At 49.8% G+C, this 18,369-nt stretch carries 16 protein-coding genes; 3 read left to right on the top strand and 13 right to left on the bottom strand.

Annotated features, from left to right (window positions below; all coding sequences use genetic code 11):
• From SYK_RS12365 to SYK_RS12345, 5 genes are all read right to left on the bottom strand, one after another.
• Nucleotides 1-957, bottom strand: a complete 957-nt coding sequence (locus tag SYK_RS12365; protein ID WP_281760577.1) for a class I SAM-dependent methyltransferase — start codon at nucleotides 955-957, stop codon at nucleotides 1-3.
• Nucleotides 958-963: 6 nt separating this feature from the next.
• Complete coding sequence (locus SYK_RS12360; RefSeq protein WP_281760576.1) at nucleotides 964-1,788, bottom strand: glycosyltransferase; 825 nt, start codon at nucleotides 1,786-1,788, stop codon at nucleotides 964-966.
• Between the two features lie 14 nt (nucleotides 1,789-1,802).
• Nucleotides 1,803-2,735, bottom strand: coding sequence for an NAD-dependent epimerase/dehydratase family protein (locus SYK_RS12355; protein WP_281760575.1), 933 nt, complete (start codon nucleotides 2,733-2,735; stop codon nucleotides 1,803-1,805).
• Nucleotides 2,732-3,829 carry a GDP-mannose 4,6-dehydratase gene (gene gmd, locus SYK_RS12350; RefSeq protein ID WP_281760574.1) on the bottom strand — a complete coding sequence of 366 codons (1,098 nt, stop codon included), beginning with the start codon at nucleotides 3,827-3,829 and terminating at the stop codon, nucleotides 2,732-2,734. The genes SYK_RS12355 and gmd overlap by 4 nt, the downstream gene beginning before the upstream one ends.
• 321 nt (nucleotides 3,830-4,150) lie before the next feature.
• Nucleotides 4,151-5,452, bottom strand: coding sequence for a tetratricopeptide repeat protein (locus tag SYK_RS12345; protein WP_281760573.1), 1,302 nt, complete (start codon nucleotides 5,450-5,452; stop codon nucleotides 4,151-4,153).
• A gap of 403 nt (nucleotides 5,453-5,855) precedes the next feature.
• Here SYK_RS12345 and SYK_RS12340 point away from each other — a divergent pair, with 403 nt between their 5' ends.
• Complete coding sequence (locus tag SYK_RS12340; protein WP_281760572.1) at nucleotides 5,856-6,572, top strand: class I SAM-dependent methyltransferase; 717 nt, start codon at nucleotides 5,856-5,858, stop codon at nucleotides 6,570-6,572.
• A 375-nt stretch (nucleotides 6,573-6,947) separates the two neighbouring features.
• On the opposite strand, the gene SYK_RS12335 is transcribed toward SYK_RS12340, so the two are convergent.
• Nucleotides 6,948-9,854 carry an insulinase family protein gene (locus SYK_RS12335; RefSeq protein WP_281760571.1) on the bottom strand — a complete coding sequence of 969 codons (2,907 nt, stop codon included), beginning with the start codon at nucleotides 9,852-9,854 and terminating at the stop codon, nucleotides 6,948-6,950.
• 210 nt (nucleotides 9,855-10,064) lie between these two features.
• On the opposite strand from SYK_RS12335, the gene SYK_RS12330 reads away from it, so the two are divergent.
• Nucleotides 10,065-10,697 carry a peroxiredoxin gene (locus tag SYK_RS12330; RefSeq protein ID WP_281760570.1) on the top strand — a complete coding sequence of 211 codons (633 nt, stop codon included), beginning with the start codon at nucleotides 10,065-10,067 and terminating at the stop codon, nucleotides 10,695-10,697.
• A 94-nt stretch (nucleotides 10,698-10,791) separates the two neighbouring features.
• Here SYK_RS12330 and SYK_RS12325 read toward each other — a convergent pair whose 3' ends face one another.
• The 3 genes from SYK_RS12325 to SYK_RS12315 form a co-directional block, all read right to left on the bottom strand.
• Nucleotides 10,792-11,691, bottom strand: coding sequence for a TIGR01777 family oxidoreductase (locus tag SYK_RS12325; protein WP_281760569.1), 900 nt, complete (start codon nucleotides 11,689-11,691; stop codon nucleotides 10,792-10,794).
• Nucleotides 11,692-11,852: 161 nt separating this feature from the next.
• Nucleotides 11,853-14,045, bottom strand: coding sequence for a sensor histidine kinase (locus tag SYK_RS12320; RefSeq protein WP_281760568.1), 2,193 nt, complete (start codon nucleotides 14,043-14,045; stop codon nucleotides 11,853-11,855).
• 15 nt (nucleotides 14,046-14,060) lie between these two features.
• The gene (locus tag SYK_RS12315; protein WP_281760567.1) at nucleotides 14,061-14,738 is read right to left on the bottom strand and encodes a DUF4390 domain-containing protein; all 678 of its coding nucleotides are present in this window, start codon (nucleotides 14,736-14,738) and stop codon (nucleotides 14,061-14,063) included.
• 29 nt (nucleotides 14,739-14,767) lie between these two features.
• Here SYK_RS12315 and SYK_RS12310 point away from each other — a divergent pair, with 29 nt between their 5' ends.
• Nucleotides 14,768-15,652: a universal stress protein gene (locus tag SYK_RS12310; protein ID WP_281760566.1), complete on the top strand. Its 885-nt coding sequence runs from the start codon at nucleotides 14,768-14,770 to the stop codon at nucleotides 15,650-15,652.
• 142 nt (nucleotides 15,653-15,794) lie between these two features.
• On the opposite strand, the gene SYK_RS12305 is transcribed toward SYK_RS12310, so the two are convergent.
• From SYK_RS12305 to SYK_RS12290, 4 genes are all read right to left on the bottom strand, one after another.
• Nucleotides 15,795-16,493 (bottom strand): cytochrome c biogenesis CcdA family protein, encoded by a 699-nt coding sequence (locus SYK_RS12305; protein WP_281760565.1) that lies wholly within the window; start codon nucleotides 16,491-16,493, stop codon nucleotides 15,795-15,797.
• An 8-nt stretch (nucleotides 16,494-16,501) separates the two neighbouring features.
• Nucleotides 16,502-16,930, bottom strand: a complete 429-nt coding sequence (locus tag SYK_RS12300) for a thioredoxin family protein (protein WP_281760564.1) — start codon at nucleotides 16,928-16,930, stop codon at nucleotides 16,502-16,504.
• A gap of 83 nt (nucleotides 16,931-17,013) precedes the next feature.
• A complete protein-coding gene (locus SYK_RS12295; RefSeq protein ID WP_281760563.1) occupies nucleotides 17,014-17,241 on the bottom strand; it encodes a thioredoxin family protein in 228 nt (75 codons plus the stop codon).
• 21 nt (nucleotides 17,242-17,262) lie between these two features.
• Complete coding sequence (locus tag SYK_RS12290; RefSeq protein ID WP_281760562.1) at nucleotides 17,263-18,342, bottom strand: permease; 1,080 nt, start codon at nucleotides 18,340-18,342, stop codon at nucleotides 17,263-17,265.
• Nucleotides 18,343-18,369 lie beyond the last annotated feature (27 nt).

Here is an 18,369-nt window from a genome sequence, read left to right as displayed (position 1 = left end):
CTATGCCTCCACTGACCCGGCAACAATTTTTTTTGTAAAAACAGCGATAACCGTATGACCGACTGGTCGCCACGCAGGATTAGAAAATATCGGAGTGACCTGTTTTGCCATCTTTTCCGCTTCTTCCGCCAACGCTTTGAACCCGGGACTCATATCAATCAGCCCCCCCTTGCATCCTTCGGGGTGCTGCTCCTTGAGTTGTTCCTCACAAAATTTAGAACTAAACCACGGGACATGAATGTCTTGCAATGGTTCATGATGCAATTCTTCAAGCTCAAGATTAAAACGTGTCATTTGCCGAAAAGCACTGTCCGGCCAATGAGACATATGATGAGGCGGCATGGCGAGGGGGCTATTCGTTACATTTCCAATAAAGGAATCCTGGCTAGGGGTGGAAACAACAAACCCCCCCCCCGGCTTAAGGCAGGATAACGCCCTCTGAATAAAATCTCCCGGCGACTTCAGGTGCTCCAACACCTGAAAAACGCAAACGGCGTCGAATAATTCCGGCTGTGTTGCTAGAAATTGATCTATATCCATGTGCAAAACGGACTCTTTCGATACGGGATCTGATTCACCGTGAGGCTCCAAGCCGACGTAATCCCTCCCAGGAAGAGAGCCCTTAAACGCACCGGCGCCACACCCAATATCCAAAACACGCGCCCCAAGGGGGATGTGCTGTGAACAATACTTAAACTCATACTTTTCAGGGAGGTAATACCAATTAAACATATTCAGCCGTTGATAAAACAAAGAATCACCAACGATACTCGGAATAAAGGAAAAAAGACCACATTCCTTGCAACGATAATACTCAAGGAACTCAGTATCAGAAAAATATTCTTTCACATCGACAGTTAAGACCTGATCGTACAACGCAACGATGTCGTCAGTAAAAACACGATCTATGCGCTCCACATGAGTCGAATTGCAAAGAGGACAGTTCTGTTCACTCATAATTATTCATCCGTCCTGTTTTTCAAGCCGCTCGTATTTATGAGCCTTCTCGACTAAACGGCTCGACTCCTCCATCAATTTTTCCCAACTATCGCTGCTGTGTACATCCTGTTCTCGTTGAGCATGACTTCGTACTGAATACAAAACCTTTGGAACATGCTTGAACTTAGCCCCATTCATAGCAAATCGTAAAAAGCACTCGTGGTCATTGGCAGTAAAAGTCTCGTCATAATAACCGAATCGTTCATGCAGAGAATGCCGATAGAGTTTGGAAACACCACAGAGGTACCAATCACAAAAGGATGCCTTGAAACTATAATCCGGCAACGAAAATTCCCTGAGAACACGCATATCGTCATCAACAATAAACATATCAGAATAAACAAAATCAGCTTCGTTGCGGTCTAAAAAACCGGCCAGCTCCGTCAACATCGAAGGATGGCAAAGGTCATCCGAAGCGATATATGTGCAATACTCGCCGGATGCCATCTGGAACCCCTTGTTGTAGGACGGAGTGTGCCCCAGTCGCGTTTGATTCTCGACAATGATAAGTTGACGACCATCCTGCCTGTAGCGAGAACATTCCGTGCGGGAAACCGTCCCATCCTTTTCAAGCTTTGACGCAAAGGAAACCCTGTCGGCTTCAACGCCTTTTGCGAAGGCGGCAAGCACTTCAGAGGTATCATCCGGTGAAGGATCGGCAATGACGATTATTTCAATGTTCGCATAATCCTGAAACCAAATGGAATCCAAACAGGCGCCAAGATATTCTGCTTGATTGTAGGTAGGTACAATTACCGAAATTTTCTTATGTTCAGACAGACCTTGCATATCGCCTCATTTTTCTAACCCACAGCATTGTTTTTGAACCATGCGTACGTGTCGGCCAACCCTTGCTCCAAAGAATGTTTGGGTTTCCACCCCATTGAATACAAGCGGGAACTGTCCACCAACTTTCGGGGGGTACCGTCCATTTCAGGCCTCTCAAACCGGATAGCCCCCTGAAATCCAACCACACGCTTAATGGTTTTCACGAGTTCGGCGATGGAGACTTCCACACCAGAGCCGACGTTAACGATGGATTCATCCGAATAATGTTCCATTAGAAATACAAGGGCTTCGGCCAAATCATCCACATGCAGAAACTCCCGAAGAGGTGCACCCGTTCCCCATACAGCCACCTCTGCGGCATCGGCCAGCTTGGCCTCATGGAATCGGCGCATCAAACCGGGAACAACATGGGAATTCTCTGGATGGAAATTATCGCCCGGCCCATACAAATTGGTGGGCATGGCACTGATGGCATCAAACCCGTGTTGACGCCGCATGGCCTGACACAGTTTGATGCCAGCGATTTTGGCTACGGCATACGACTCGTTTGTCGGCTCAAGTGGCCCGGAAAGTAATGCATCCTCCGGGATAGGCTGCGGAGCCTCGCGTGGATAGATACAAGACGAACCCAAAAAAAGCAGTTTACGGGTAGCATGAACAAAAGCTGCATCCACAATATTACTCTGAATCAACAGGTTATCACGAATGAAATCAGCCGGATAAGTGCTGTTGGCGTAAATGCCGCCCACCTTGGCCGCTGCCAGAAAAACATATTCGGGCTGCTCTTCCGCAAAAAAACGGTCCACTTCGTCCTGACGAGTCAGATCAAGCTCGGCGTGTGTACGGCAGAACAGGTTCGTATACCCATCAGCCTTCAAACATCTGACAATTGCCCCTCCAACCAAACCGCGATGTCCGGCAACAAAAATTCGTGCGTCTTTTTTCACTCTTTCACTCCGCATGCAGTAAAAGATTCAAACCCGTTTTCCTTACACAAGGCTTCCAGTTTGGCTTGCTCCAGATCAGATTCAACCATTTCTGCAACCATATCCTTAAAGGATATCTTCGGCTCCCAACCAAGACGTTCCTTGGCCTTGGTCGCCTCACCAGCCAGAAAATCAACCTCGGTGGGCCGATAATATCGCGGATCGATGCGAATCACCGTCTTCCCACTTTTGCCGTCCACGCCGACTTCGTCGGTCCCTGAACCACGCCATTGAATGTCCATGCCCACCAGATTTCCAGCCATCTCCACGAACTCTCGAACGGAATAACTTGAGCCCGTGGCAATGACATAGTCCTCCGGCACGTCCTGTTGCAGCATAAGCCACATCATTTCCACATAGTCTCTAGCATGCCCCCAGTCTCGCCGAGCATCAAGATTTCCAAGCCACAACGTCTGATCGAGGCCGACTGCAATATGAGCCAACCCCATAGTGATCTTTCGGGTCACAAACGTCTCACCCCGGCGAGGAGATTCATGATTGAACAGGATACCATTACAGGCATACATATCGTATGCTTCACGATAATTGATGGTTATCCAGTAGGCGTACAACTTGGCTGCGGCATAAGGCGACCTCGGACAAAACGGGGTAAATTCACTCTGCTTGTCCTTACCTGAATTGCCAAACAGTTCGGATGTCGAAGCCTGATAAAAACGAGTTTTCTTTTCCAATCCGAGAATACGAATGGCCTCAAGTAAGCGCAAAGGACCGATTGCAGTAGTGTCTGCCGTGTATTCCGGTGTTTCAAAGGACACAGCCACATGACTCTGGGCCGCCAGATTGTAAACTTCGTCAGGTTGAACTTCCTGCACCACACGAATCAAGTTGGTCGCGTCGGTCATGTCCCCATAATGCAAGAAAAACCTTTGTTCTTCATCATGCGGATCTTGATACAGATGCTCCACTCGGCCCGTATTGAATAAAGAAGCCCTACGTTTAATACCGTGGACTTCGTACCCTTTTTCCAGGAGCAACTCGGCGAGATATGATCCGTCCTGACCAGTAATACCCGTAATCAGTGCTTTTTTACCCATTTCCTAACCCACATTTACTAAAATCAATTAATCGACAGGACGCCAACAAACTCAGCAACCTATACTAATAACATCACAATCGACCGTTAACCGAACGATTTATTTAGTCAAGAAACAATTCCTACCGCCTCATGCCCAAACATCAAAAGCCCAAAATCTCATCTCTCCAAAAGCATATTTGAATAGGCAGAATCTTACCTTCCAGTCGGCATGGCATAATTATGCAAATTACATACCTACAATATTTTGACAGGAGTCGGCCACTTTTCCATTCATTCACTTGATGATTGATCTATCTACTTCAAATTATGAAATTACCTGCTATGCTCCCTTCAACCCCAGACCTTCAACCACACCTTCCAACCCTTCAAGCAAAGTCAACTCGTTCGCCATGCCATACCGTTTCAAGTCCAACGGAGAAGCAAGGCGTGTCAAATTGTCCGTTTCAATAGAAATTGATTTCGCCAGCAACCGCAGCCGCCTTACCACATACTTGGCAACACCCACCAAAAACTGTTCTTGAGCCGTCATGTCCGCAAACGAAACCACAGGAGCCGAAAGCCCGTCCTCAAACCAAAGCCCCGTCGTATCCTGTACAAACTCCGCCCCCAACGCATGAAACAATCGCGGAGACCAATTAATTGCATGAACGCCATGATATGCAACCGGAGTATGATTCAAAAATATATGTGCTCCCTTTTTGGCCGTTGCCATGGGGAGATAATAATCCCACCAAGGTAAACCCAGACAATATGACGTCTGACGAGGCAACTCGGCAGCGAGTGCCGGGCTCATGAAAAAATAGTCAAATCCCACATCGTAGCTGCGCCACTGTTTCAAGCCTGTATCGATATCAACTCTTGAGCCAAACACCAGCCCTTGGTCGGTTGCCTGGGGTAGTTGTGTCAACAAGTCTGCCGCCCCATGCAAAAGGATGTCCGCATTGACTATACCGCCTATGCGTTTGCCACATGCGGCCAAAACATCCAAAATATCATCAAGGTACACATAGTCCCTACCAAACTTTTCACAAGCCGTGCGTGGAGCTTTCTCGAAGATCACATGCGGAAGCAATCCCTGCAATTGATCAATCTCAGCCTGCGTATTAAGCGATATGACTTCAAACCCACCCTCAACCCAATTGCGAGTAGAAGCATAATGCCGCTCCACGTCTCGTGGTGGAATGCTTGTCACAATGCTGGCGTCGCTCCGATCAGAGGTCACGGAGTCACGGTTCTCTCCAACAAGATTGGTTTGAGCGACACGCCCATTGGCCTCAAGCGCAATGGATGCCAGAAACGCCTGCCGAGAGTCGTCAATATTTCCTTCTGCACGAGCAATATGGCCAAGGCAATTATACGCACCATATGCATTTTGCTCTTGCTCTATTACTTGCAGGCACTCAGTCCGAGCCAAGTCATATTCCTTTTGATCGCACAACAATTCTGCCCGCATGATACGAGCAGGTGCACTCTCTAAACAGGCAAGTTCCTTCAAGGCACGCTGATACTCGCCCTGACCAAGGGCAAAAGCGGCCTTCTTCAAACCATCCTGTTCCCGAGCCTGATCCGGAATTGAATTAAATGCCTGACTAAATTTATTGGTTCTGTCCTGTATGCTCATGGTACTCTTAATTATCCCTTCACCGGCCTAAATGACGCATGTCCGTTAACCAACAGCCTGCTCCGTAGACACATCTTTTTTTCCGCTTATAATACCATGCACATGTCATACCGCAATACGGAGTACCTCGCTTCCAAGGAAGGAAAACGATTTCAAATCCGTCCAATTGAATATTGCACCTGTGCCTTTTCTCTATTTATCATTTACTCGCTAAACATTCAATTCTCCCCAAAAAAACGAATACTTCACCGCATATCACTGCACCCGTCCCCACCCTTTTCCGTATATACATTCGCACGGGTTGCAGGTGGAGAATGTGTTTCTTTTTGGTAGAGCATTTACAGATGCCGCGAAGATGGTCATACTTTAAAAAGACGATCCATTTTATTGAGGGACTGATGACATGACATGGAATCCTGACACATATGAAGCATGGTTCGACACCCCCGAAGGACGCTTTGCGCTTGATCAGGAGGCTCGACTGTTGCAAAACGTGCTGGCAGGATGGCCCAGACGAAAGCACAAACTGCTTGAAGTCGGCTGTGGAACCGGTTTGTTTCTGGATATGCTCTATCAAATGGGTCTGGATGTTACCGGTATCGACAACAGCCCGGAAATGATCATGGCTGCCAGAAAACGCTTTGGGAACCGTGCGGAACTGCATCTGGGTCACGGCGAACATATGGGATATTCGGACAACGAGTTCGACTATGCGTTCCTCTGGTCTGTGCTGGAGTTCACAGACGAGCCGGAAGCCATGCTCACGGAAGCGGCCCGCGTTGCCGAGAAAGGTTTACTCATCGGATTCCTGAACAAGAATTCACTTTATTACACCATGAACATCCGCAACTCAGGGTCCACCATGGCCAAGGCCAACTGGTTCACATGGTGCGAGATGCAGGACCTCATCAAACGCACCACAGGCTTCCGCCCCACCTTGGCCCGCTCGGTGCTCGCCGGTCCCACCAAAACCTGGAAAAACACGGGCGTCTCCAAACTTATCAGTTCCAGCATCCTCCCCCCGTCAGTCGGCGCATTCGTCGCCGTCCGCGTGGACTTCACCAACATGAAGCCCATAACACCTCTTTTCGCCTGGAAAACAGAACCAGAAATGGGGTAGACGCGGCTCGCGATAGCGGCGCATCTGCACATTTTTCGTGTGTAAACCGATCCTCAACGTAGCGCTGCTACGCCTGCGGTCGGTTTGGCCCGAAAAAATGCACATTTGCACCAATCTCCCAAGCCTACGCTATCGGGGGAAAAGAACTGTTATTGGGATGTTTTGCATCCCAAAGCACTCCATTTAAAAAATGTTAATCCTTCACTTACCCAAAAAAAGAGCCGGACATCCGACTCGTTTTAATACAATTCTCAGATTCTCCCACCAAACTGGTACCCCCCCCTCGCGAAGCGACACAAAAAGTTTAGGAGAGTCCAGAGAACCCTTTTCAAAGGGTTCTCTGGTCCCGCTGAAAGCGACCGCCGGTAGGCTTACTTACAAAACCTGTCGAATATCCAAATCCAGCCCAGCATTTTCCATGGCCAAACTGTCACCGAGCACGCAGATGGAGCCATGCTTGGCGTTGATGCGCATGGCTTCGGCAAAAGCTCGGAAATCAGCTTCGGTCGCGTTCAATGCATCTTCACGAATGGTTTGTAAGAACGCATCGTCTTGATCAGTCAAATGCCGGACAAGCGCGGTAAAGCCCTTGGCGTCAGGCAACTGGTAGGTATCGATTTCACCGATAGCGCCGATAACGGCTTTTTCAAGCTCATCCCCGGCAACATCGAAAGTGTCGAGATACTCGGCCACAGCGTCGAACGCGGCCACAGTGTCAGCCACGTTGGGATCACGGTAAGAGACAAACGACATCGATCCGGCCATACGATCCATGAGACAAAATGCGCCATAGGCACCGCCCTGCACACGAACCTTCTCCCAGAGATACCCGGTACGAATAAGCTTGTTCACAACTTGAGCCGCACCAGTGAAGTTGAAACCGTGCTCGGCCACGTTGCATCCTTTGCCCACGTAGTTGACCTGCGCCGGAATGGCGAGACCCTCACGGGTGGGAAGATTCGGAATGGCTCGGGCCACGACGGTGGCTTCGGACTCGGGCAAGGAAGCGACCACTGAACCTATTTCAGCTTCAATGGGAGTAAAGGTAGCCCCGTCCATGGTGGCGTTGATGATCAAGTTGTTCCGGGCAATAACGAGTGTACGCAGTTGCTCAAGATCCTGTACTACGGATTGGAAATCTTCTTCGATACGTTGTTCGAGATGACGCAGAAAGTTCAGGTTGGTCAGGCCGGACATGGCCTCTTCCATGGCATGACCGATGTGCGTCCGAGCACGAAGCCGCGTGGCAACCACCATGTGACCGGAAGGCACCAACCGCTGCTCGGCACGGGCACGAGCCTCGGAAACAATCCGGGAGATACGCTCTTTGTTGTCGAGCGTAGCCGAAGTCAAAATCTCGGTGAGAATCTCAAGGGTCGGGGCAAGCTTGTCGCCTGTGGCCTTGGTACGGATGAACAATCGTGAAGCCGCATCCTGAGAATCACGGACCGGCGAAGAGAATGGCTGCGTCCAGATACCACCAGAAGTGCAGGCGATACGCTGGGACAAATCCACATAATCACGCTTGGCCGTACCAGACTCCAACATTGCCCGGCCAAAGACGCCCATGTATGGCAACAGATTCTCCGGCACGCAGGAAAGATCAAATCCGAAATCGAGATATCCGATGCCGTTGGTGGGCAGGTCATGGTAAAGCAATTCCCGACCTTCAGACTCACGAACTTCCGTGGGAATGATCCTGTTTTCACGCGACAAATCAGCCACAGCCAGACGTGGAATGGAAGCAAGGGCTTCCGGGCTGTCAGGCGCAGCCTGCAATCGATTCAATTCCTCGGCATCCGCCATAACTGCGGCAACCTGCTCGGCAGACATTCCGGCCTTGGCTGCTGCCAAGCGGTCGGATTCCACCTTTGACTGCTTACGAGCCATCTTGTGGTCCGGTTCAAGCAACACGGTCGTGCGATGCGAGTTATGCAAGAAAAGACGCGCCAACAATTCCTCAAATATCTTGTCACCGTTGGCAACCCATCCCTTGATGTTATTGAGCGGTTCCTCAAAAGGCAGTAACCGAAGAGGATCGCCCTCTTCTTCATCGTCATAAATCCAGGTCGATAGAGCCTGAAACATGAGGGACAAACCACGTGGATAAGAGCCGGTGTTATTCTCGCGCAGGGAAAACTCAACGGAGTTGATGGCCGCCTCGATATCACGGGCGTCAATACCATTTTCAATCAACTCCTTGATAGTATGGAAGATGATGGACTCCACCTTAATAGCGTTGGACGGGTGCATGCCCTTGAGTCCCACGGAAAAGAACATCTGGCGCATATCGGCTTCAAGGCCGACACCAGCGAGATCATCACCAAGATTGGAATCCATGAGTGCCTTCTTGAGCGGCGAACTCGGCAGACCGACAAGGATATGTTCCAATACATGCAGGGCCAGATTCAGATTGGCATCCGCAGTCTCGGCCAACAACCAGTTGACCGTGAACATGCCTTTGGCAAGTCGGTCAGAGGCAGGGTAGCCCTTGCGAACGGTCTTGGCTTCGGAGAATCGATCCTGCAAAGGGATGCGCGTTGATGTCACGTCAATGGGATCAAACTTTGAAAAAACTGCATCCAAAACTTCAAGACGCTTTTCCGGGTTGTCATCGCCATAGAAAAAGGCATAGCCGTTGGACGGATGGTAATGATCACGATGGAAGGTCATGAACTGCTCAAATGTCAGCTCCGGGATGATCGCGGGATCACCGCCGGAATCCAATCCATAGGTAATATCCGGGAACAGGGATTGCTGGGAGTGTTCATACAACAAGGAATCAGGTGAAGAATATGCACCCTTCATCTCGTTGAAGACCACACCCTTGTAGGTCATATCCTTATCTTTGCCATCCAGCTCGTAATGCCACCCTTCCTGCTTGAGGGTGTTCTCGGTGAGACGGGGATAAAAGACCGCGTCCAAATAAACATCCACCAAATTATAAAAATCCTGCACATTGGCTGAGGCTACGGGATAGCAGGTTTTATCCGGGAATGTCAGCGCGTTAAGAAAAGTCTGAAGCGACCCCTTAAGCAATTCTACAAACGGCTCTTTAACCGGAAACTTGTCGGACCCGCACAAAACGGAATGTTCCAGAATATGGGCGATACCCGTAGAATCTTCGGGAGGTGTACGGAACGAAATGCCGAACACCTTGTTTTCATCGTCATTGATCATGGACAGGACGCGTGCGCCGGTCTTGTCATGACGATAGACAATGGCCTTGGTAGCCATCTCCGTAATTTCCATTTCCCTGACTTTGGTAAAACCGTGGCTCATATATGCTCTCTTTTTTGATGTCGTATACGATGCCGAAGGCAAAAAACGTGACCCCCAGCATGAACCATCGGTATACACTACCTCGCCTCAGGGGCAAAGTATGGAAAAACGCAAAAAAGACTTGACGCGGACTCAGCATGATCCTAGTTTATTGAGAACGCGAATCATTCCTATATTTAATTTAACACATTCAATAACAAGGATAATAATATGAGTACTGAACATAATCACGAAGAAACAATGCCCGATTTTGCCAAAGTTGGACAACCCGTCCCGGAATTCGTCATGGAGTCCTTTGACCCCACTGAAGGCGGATTCTGCGAAGTGGACCTCGGGGCATTGCGCAAAGAGGGCAAATGGGCCATCCTCTTTTTCTACCCGGCTGACTTCACTTTTGTCTGCCCCACGGAACTGGCTGATCTGGCCGCCAAGCACGAAAAATTGAAAAAACTCGGTGCTGAAGTGATCTCCGTATCCACGGACACCAAGTTCACCCATCTGGCCTGGAAGACCGATGAACGCCTGTTGGCTGATGTAAAATTCAAAATGGCCGCCGACCCCACTGGCGAAGTGTCCCGCTTCTTCGATGTCTGGGACTTTGATACCGGCTTGGCTCTGCGCGGGACCTTTGTCATCAACCCTGAAGGGATGCTAGTTTCCGCGGAAGTGAACTACTACAACGTTGGCCGTAATGCCGATGAACTGGTCCGCAAGATGGAAGCAAACACCTATCTCAAGGATCACCCCACCGAAGCCTGCCCCGCGAGGTGGACACCGGGCGAAAAGACACTAACCCCCAGCGAAAAGCTGGTTGGTAAAGTATACGAAGCTCTCAACGACTAGTTACGATCTCACACTCTCGTAACTCCTGTTGCAAAAAACGCCCCTGCCGGATGGTCCGGCAGGGGCGTTCATTTTCAATAACTTTTCAAACGATCTAGCCAAGTACATCACTCAGAGCATCATATAACGCCGGAAAACGGAAAGAATAACCGGCCTTAAGCAGCCGTTCGGGTTGAGCCATCTGTCCCGACAAAAGCACTTCATCAGCCATTTCTCCGAACAGAAGCCGCAAGGCAATGCCTGGAACAGGAAAAGCAGAAGGTCGTCCCATAACTTTTCCTAGTGTCTTGGCAAAAACACGGGAATTAACCGGCTCGGGCGAAGTCAAATTATACGGCCCGCTTGTGGCCCTGTTTTCCATAAGGAATCGGATGGCACCGACTTCATCTCTCATATGAATCCAGGACATACCTTGGAGGCCCGACCCAACGGGACCCAGATACAAGCGGAATGGAGTCATCATCCGCTCAAGCGCCCCACCGTTCCCGAGCACCATAGCGGTACGGATAAGGCATCGCCGCACACCCATGCTTTCCAACTCTGCGGTAGAGGCCTCCCACTGACGAGTCACGTCAGCCAAAAAGCCGGTGCCGAATGGTGCGTATTCATCGACCAGCGCACTTCCACACGGGCCATAGTACCCGACAGCGGAAGCCTGTATCATAACAGCGGGCAGAGACCCGCTTTTCTTCACGGCCTCAACCAGACGCTTGCCTGCGTTGACGCGACTCTTAAGTATGTGTTGTTTACGTGAACCAGTCCAACGACCTGCGGCAATATTTGCTCCGGCCAAATTGACAATAGCCGTATCCGGGCCAATCATGTCCGGCCAGTCGCCGTTTTCCCAGTCCATGCCAATGACACCCGTTTCAAAAGCTTCAGCCACTTTTTTTGGACGTCGAGAAAGGACCACGATTTCCCAATCATGGGCCTTCAGTTCCTCTACCAAAGACTTACCTATAAAGCCGGTTCCTCCGGCGATTATTGCACGCAATTGAATACCCTTCGTGTTTCCCTTCTACCCACCTACTGTAGGCATACCCTAAAAATAACACGGGACACAGTATAATTCCAAACAATAATACATGTTATTGACAAATAATATAAGAACGTCCCGAACAGGACAAAGTGGGAAACAAATCGAAAAAAAGAACTTTATGCGTCAGGCAATTCCAAAACAAAGATAGTACCCGCCGGATCATTGGGCACAGCGCGAACCAGTCCCCCGTGATCTGAAACAATAGACCGAACAATGGTCAAGCCAAGACCCGTGCCGCTCTTTTTCTCGGTGTAATACGGTTCGAACAAACGCGAAGAATCTTTGGGCAAACCAGGACCATTGTCGGCTACAAACACCACGACCTTTCCATTCTCCACATCATGCGTCGCTGTAATGGAAACCTGCGCATCATACACCCCTTTCAGGGCTTCAGCCGCATTGGTCAGCAAATTGATAAGGACTTTACGGATGGCTTCACGATCAAAAGGGAACTCATTGATCGGTGATTCAAAGGTAAGACTCCAGCTAATCTCTCGATGCGTGTTCTCAAACATGGCCGTGACTTCTTCCAAGAGCGGAGCCATAAAATCTGATTCAGGTTGTACTTCCGGCAACTTGGCATAGGCGGAAAACTCAGTGACCATATTCTGCAACCGCTCCACCTGATTCACGATGAGGCCAGTGCATTGATCAAAAGTCGGCTCCCCAACCTTCTCGCCGTATTTGCGCTGTAGCCGTTGGGCAGAGAGCTTGATGGGTGTGAGCGGATTCTTGATCTCGTGGGCGATACGTCGGGCCACTTCTCGCCACGCAGCCAGCCGTTGGATCTTTTCCAGCTCGGTAATGTCCTCAAACACGGCCACATGACCGGCATCGCGCCCCCCCATATTCTTCAGCGAGACCACGTTGACCAATACCTTAATAGTCTTGCCACGCACAGGCAGATCCAGTTGACGTTGCCACACGCCATCCGACTTTGACGAAAGTTGTTCCAACGCATCCGACATCATCTGGGCAAAATCACCTGACAATAAGTGATGCGGTTTTCTCCCGATAAGAACCGAACCGGGAATACCAAGAATACTCTCGGCTGCCGTATTAACCGTACCGATACGCCCTTCAGAATCCATTGAAATAACACCAGAAGTGATATTATTAAGAACGGCCTCAATATATTGACCACGTCGTTCCAATTCCTGATTCTGCTGGGCCAGTCGGACATTGGCCTGCTGCACTGATTCCTGACTCTGTTCCAGATCTTCGGCCATACGGTTGAATGACTGGACCAAAAAACCGAGCTCATCATCAGATCGATCCTCAAGACGCACGGACAGATCACCTCGACCAATACGTTCCGTACCTGCGGCCAGCGCCTGAACCGGTGCGGACAGTTCTTTGGCTAAACGGAAACCGAACCAGATCGCCCCAAGAATAATGAGTAAGGCCATGACGCCAAGCGTCAGGTAAAGATTCATCTTCCACGGATATTTGCGGGTCTTGAGCTTTTTGTATTCATCAAGACCACGCACAATCTGGTCGAGTCGATGCAACAATCCCTGCCCCACGGTCTCACCGATCACCAAATATCCTGACCGCCCCTCGTCAACAGGCGTGACCCCGAGCACGAGGTCACTGCCGGGTTTAGGAATAATGGTTGTCCATGAACGCGGGTCAGCCTTGAGGGATTGCCAGTCAATCTTTGCCTTGATCTCTGGCCACGCTTCACGCCACTGGGACGCGGCATGCGTGTTCTGTTCATTGCCTTCGGGGTTAATAACGCCGACAAGACTAAGATCGTACTCACCAAATTTCTTTTCAAGATACCGGTCCATGGCCTTGCCGCCCCACGCATACTTGGACGTAATGATCTCGCCGATCATGACCGATCCACGTCGCTCAAGACGATCCTGTGCCGACCCATAAAAAGCACGCCCCAGTTCAAGGGCCTGCTCCATTGACTCTTCCACCTGTCCCTTGAACCAATAGTCCACCGAAGTCTGCACAAACTTCACTGAAACCAGATAGATAAGCACTGTGGGGATAAGAGAGAGGGAAATGAATGCCAGAACCAGACGAGTCCTGAGCTTGGACCCAAGTACCTTGCGACGGCGATCCAAAATGAGTCGGACCGCGTTTCTCGCTACATAAAACAACATGGCCAGCAACAGGACCACGTTCAAAATAAGCAGATTCAGAATAAGATAATAATCGCCGCTCAGGTACTTCAATTCAGCCCAAGTCAAACTGACTATGAGCACCAGAAAAACCACGGCCAATATATATTCCCGTTTACGCCGCTTTTTTTCCCGGCGTGTCGAGGAACTTATGCGGATAGGGTCGGGAGTCATTTGGCTTGGCCTTTCCTAGTAGGTAAAATCAAGCTGAAAAGAATTATCTGCTCCGGCATCCCAGGACCAGAAATACACATATCGCATGACGCCTTCGGGCGCGTCTTCTTCCGTCATGGAAGTATGCAACCGCAGACTGTATTTAGTCCCACGATCAAGTAAGGCCCACGATCCAAGGCTTGCTTCAATAACACCCCAACCATCTTCGAGCAATTGACCGAGATCCTTGTTTCGTAGTGGTGTTTCTCGATCCGGCAACGACATGACAAACTCACGTTTCAAGGCATCAAACTCAATGACACTCTTAAAAAGGACTGAAGCAAGTTCACTATCGAGCCAATAATTATTTTCTTCAAAAAGGTTCACCGAGCATTTGAGCACCAAAACAGCGCCATCTTCCAACTCGCCTTTGAGGACCGGCTTCTCTTCCACCGTCACACCAAACCGGGCGGTCAGCCTGCCATTCACATTGGCGAGCGACGGGGCCATAAGGCTCAGACTCTGGGCAGAAGCAATTCCAGTAAATATAAAAGCAGCCAGGACCATTCCGAAAAATGTCCCGATTCGCTTATGGGCATTGTACGTCATTATCTGCAAGGATGTACCAGTCGCGGTTGCAAAGAACAAGTAGCCCGGCCTTGTGTTTTCCCTGCGGGTTGAAGTATCATCCTGACAACGGAAACCAATTTTCATGCTCAACCGCTCACAACGGAGCCAGTCATATGCAAAAGGAACTTCTGCTCGCCATCGGTGATGATCGCGCCGCCTCTTTCAACCTGCGTTTTCTCAAAGAATTGTTCGACGATATCTGCGACATCAGGTTGACCCTCTTCTACGTCGCCCCAAAACTCGCCTCATGGAGCATGCACGAGGATACACTCGCCCCTATGGGAGATGATCTCATCGAACTCATGGCTCACAAAAAAGACAAGGGAGAAAAAGCCCTTGATGAAGCACTGCGTTGGCTCAAAAACATGACCGGTTGTCCCGGTGATAATGTGAACACTAAGGTGGTTCAATCCAAAACAGGCACAGTCCGCGAACTTATCGACGAGTGCAGGAGCGGTCTCTATGATGCCATGCTGCTTGGCCGAAAGGGGTTCACATGGTTCGAAGAGGTATTCGAAAACTCGGTCTGTCACGAGCTTATCTGGCAGGACATCGATTTTCCCATCTGGGTCTGCAAGCGGCCAACCGGCGTCCCGCATCAAAACATTTTGTTGTGTCTTGACGGCTCAAATGCCAGCCTGCGTATGGCGGACCACGCCTCATACATTCTGGCCGATGAAAAAAGACACTCCTTTACGTTGTTCCATGCGGCAAAGTGGGATTACGAAACCACCATTGCAGAACAATATTTCAGTAAAGCCGTCAAGATCATGAAGGGGAATGGCGTCACCGAAGATCGCATAAAATTCCGGTCTGTCGTGGCCAAGAACGTGGTCAAAGCGATCATTCAGGAAGCTACAATCTCCTCCTACGCCGCGGTGGGTGTTGGACGACGTGGCACCACCAAACGGAACAAGAAGGAAAATATGTTTCCCACCTCTGTGTCCATCAATCTCCTGCGCCAACTCACCGACACAGCTTTGTGGGTGAGTAAATAGAGATTCCCCCAGCCCCCCCCATTCCCTCTTTTCCCTAAACTTTTTGGGTCGCTTCACGAAAAGTTGGGGAGAAAACAAAACAATAAAGCCCCTCTGCATTCAATAGAATACTGAGGGGCTTTATTGTTTTGCATCCTGTGGGCTATACGAAAGGCAGGGCTATGAAATAGCCTCCAAGCACACAGATAAGGATTCCAGCAAGACGTCGAAACAACGTTCCGCCACGTTGCCAACGGTTGCTCTCCAAAAGTTTACGCACAAGCGACGTCGAACTTCCGGCAACAACAATGGGAATACAATGTCCAAGGCCAAAGAGCAGGATAAGCAGTATGCCGGTGGCGACCTGCTCTTGCACCGTAATGATGGCAAGAATAGGTGCGATAAAACCAAAGGTGCAAGACCCGGAAAGAACTCCATAAGCCAGACCAAGGGTAAAAGCTCCGACAAAACCCTTAAGCTTCAATCGCCCCATCAGGCTGCCGGGAATAGAGCACTTGGCAATACCCACCATATCCAACCCCACCCAAATCAATATCAGGCCGACAAGAATTGACCACCCCGAACCGATGTCACCCATCATCCGGCCAAGCATGGCGCAAACGATACCGATCAAAGCTATGGTGATAAATAGGCCAAACGTAAACAGAACCGCATATCCAGCGGCCTTTCTGCCTTCGATAATCTCACTCTGCCCACCGACATATCCCACAATAAGCGGGATGGACGCCAAGTGACAGGGAGAAAAAAGAACGCTCACCATGCCCCAAAGAAAACAGCCCACGGCGGCGAGGGCTGTACCACTCACCATCCATTGATTGATAATCAGAAAGAATTGATCCACAGGCCAGCCTACTTCGCACCCAGTTCAGCCAACTTGGTGACAATGCTCTCCTTGTCAAAAAATCCAACATGCCGAAACTGCTCCTTGCCTTCGGCATCATAAAATATCTGCGTTGGGATAGATTTGATACCATATTTCTTGGCTTCGGCTCTATGCTCCCACACATCAATGAACACAATGGCTGCACGGCCTTCGTATTCTTTGGACAATTCTTCAATAACAGGGGTCATCATCTTGCACGGAATACAGGAGTGAGCACCTATATCCACCATGGTAATCATGCCGAGGATTGGAACATTCTGTGGAGCTCCAGAGATCAAATCAGCAGGAGAAACTGTAAGGAATTTTGCTTTGACCTCCCCTTGCGAATGTGCCGTCAGCGGCATACCCACAAGAATCAAAACAAGCAAAAACACGGTCATATTCCTTGTAATCATCAATTCTCCCTGCGTTGTTCTGGAAACCACTTCCACGATCTCATCGTTATTTTCAAAAAAACCCGCGCCCCATCTTGCATGGTTTACAGCCAGCTCAGGACGTCTTTTTTACTCGGGGCTTTTCCGACCACTTTCACTTCGCCGTCGATAACTACGGCAGGCGTGGAAAAAATACCGTATTTAGCTATTTCCTGAAAATCTTTGACCTTTTCGATTTCAGCGTCGATGCCTGCTTCAGCAACAGCTTCACGCACGGTTTTTTCGGCCTGTTCACACTTGGCGCAGCCGGGGCCCATAACGAGAATTTTCATAACTAACTCCTGTATAATTGATTAAATAATTGCGTTGAAAAGATAGCCCACTACAAGAATGCCGCAACCGACAACCGCGATGAATATCGCGATAAGACGGGGCTTAAGCACCTTGCGAAGGATGACCATTTCCGGGAAAGACAAAGCGATGACAGACATCATAAATGCGAGGACCGTACCAAGGGCAGCCCCCTTGCCGAGCAGAGCTTCGACCACGGGAATGACTCCAGCAGCATTCGTGTACATGGGGATGCCCATGATCACGGAAAGCGGTACGGACCACCACGCCTCATCACCCATAATACCGGCAAGCTGACCTTCGGGGACGTAGCCATGAATGGCTGCACCAACAGCGATTCCGAGCACCACAAATTTCCAGACCCGCCCCGTGATATCCTTGACCGAATCCAAGGCGTAATCAAAACGCCCGGTCCACGTCATCTTCTCATCCATGGCAGCTTCGCCAGCACGGATTTCCTTGACCCAATCCTCCACATGCCCCTCAAGGTTCATGCGTCCGAGCACCCATCCAGCCACCACGGCAATGGTTATGCCCGTGACAAAATACAAAGCCGCAATCTTCCAACCAAGCAGGCCGTAAAGCAAGACCAATGCAATTTCATTGACCATGGGAGCGGCAATAAGAAAGGAAAAGGTCACTCCAAGCGGAATGCCTGCGGTCATGAAACCTATAAACAATGGGACTGCGGAACAGGAACAAAACGGTGTGACTACGCCAAGCAGCGCGGCCATGACATTACCTACGGATTCACGTTTTCCGGCCAAAAAACTCCGCGTCCAGTTCACGGTCACAAACGAACGCAAGATGCCCACAAGAAAAACCACCAATATGAGCAGCATCAATACTTTGGGGGTGTCGTAGACAAAAAACTGGATAGCTGCACCAAAATGACTGCCCATATCCAACCCAAGCAGGGAATAAGCAAACCAATCGGAAAATGGAAGAAGTTGACTATAGACACCATACCAAACCATCAGGGCCAAACCACTGATCAAAAGATATTTCGCAAACCCGTGCCCTGAGCCGCCTTTGCCGGGGCTGGACTGACACTCGCAATGTGTATCGTTGGATGAAGACATACTTCCCTCACTTGGCGTTTTCGCCAA

It is taken from the genome of Pseudodesulfovibrio nedwellii (genome assembly GCF_027923765.1).
GTDB classification, from domain to species: Bacteria; Desulfobacterota; Desulfovibrionia; order Desulfovibrionales; family Desulfovibrionaceae; genus Pseudodesulfovibrio; species Pseudodesulfovibrio nedwellii.
This window is presented reverse-complemented; position numbering and strand designations above follow the sequence as displayed.

Excerpts from the sequence above, each read along its gene's own strand:
- SYK_RS12365 (WP_281760577.1), bottom strand. The coding sequence starts at position 957 with ATGAGTGAACAGAACTGTCCTCTTTGCAATTCGACTCATGTGGAGCGC.
- SYK_RS12360 (WP_281760576.1), bottom strand. The coding sequence starts at position 1,788 with ATGCAAGGTCTGTCTGAACATAAGAAAATTTCGGTAATTGTACCTACC.
- gmd (WP_281760574.1), bottom strand. The coding sequence starts at position 3,829 with ATGGGTAAAAAAGCACTGATTACGGGTATTACTGGTCAGGACGGATCA.
- SYK_RS12345 (WP_281760573.1), bottom strand. The coding sequence starts at position 5,452 with ATGAGCATACAGGACAGAACCAATAAATTTAGTCAGGCATTTAATTCA.
- SYK_RS12340 (WP_281760572.1), top strand. The coding sequence starts at position 5,856 with ATGACATGGAATCCTGACACATATGAAGCATGGTTCGACACCCCCGAA.
- SYK_RS12335 (WP_281760571.1), bottom strand. The coding sequence starts at position 9,854 with ATGAGCCACGGTTTTACCAAAGTCAGGGAAATGGAAATTACGGAGATG.
- SYK_RS12330 (WP_281760570.1), top strand. The coding sequence starts at position 10,065 with ATGAGTACTGAACATAATCACGAAGAAACAATGCCCGATTTTGCCAAA.
- SYK_RS12320 (WP_281760568.1), bottom strand. The coding sequence starts at position 14,045 with ATGACTCCCGACCCTATCCGCATAAGTTCCTCGACACGCCGGGAAAAA.
- SYK_RS12315 (WP_281760567.1), bottom strand. The coding sequence starts at position 14,738 with ATGAAAATTGGTTTCCGTTGTCAGGATGATACTTCAACCCGCAGGGAA.
- SYK_RS12310 (WP_281760566.1), top strand. The coding sequence starts at position 14,768 with ATGCAAAAGGAACTTCTGCTCGCCATCGGTGATGATCGCGCCGCCTCT.
- SYK_RS12300 (WP_281760564.1), bottom strand. The coding sequence starts at position 16,930 with ATGATTACAAGGAATATGACCGTGTTTTTGCTTGTTTTGATTCTTGTG.
- SYK_RS12295 (WP_281760563.1), bottom strand. The coding sequence starts at position 17,241 with ATGAAAATTCTCGTTATGGGCCCCGGCTGCGCCAAGTGTGAACAGGCC.
- SYK_RS12290 (WP_281760562.1), bottom strand. The coding sequence starts at position 18,342 with ATGTCTTCATCCAACGATACACATTGCGAGTGTCAGTCCAGCCCCGGC.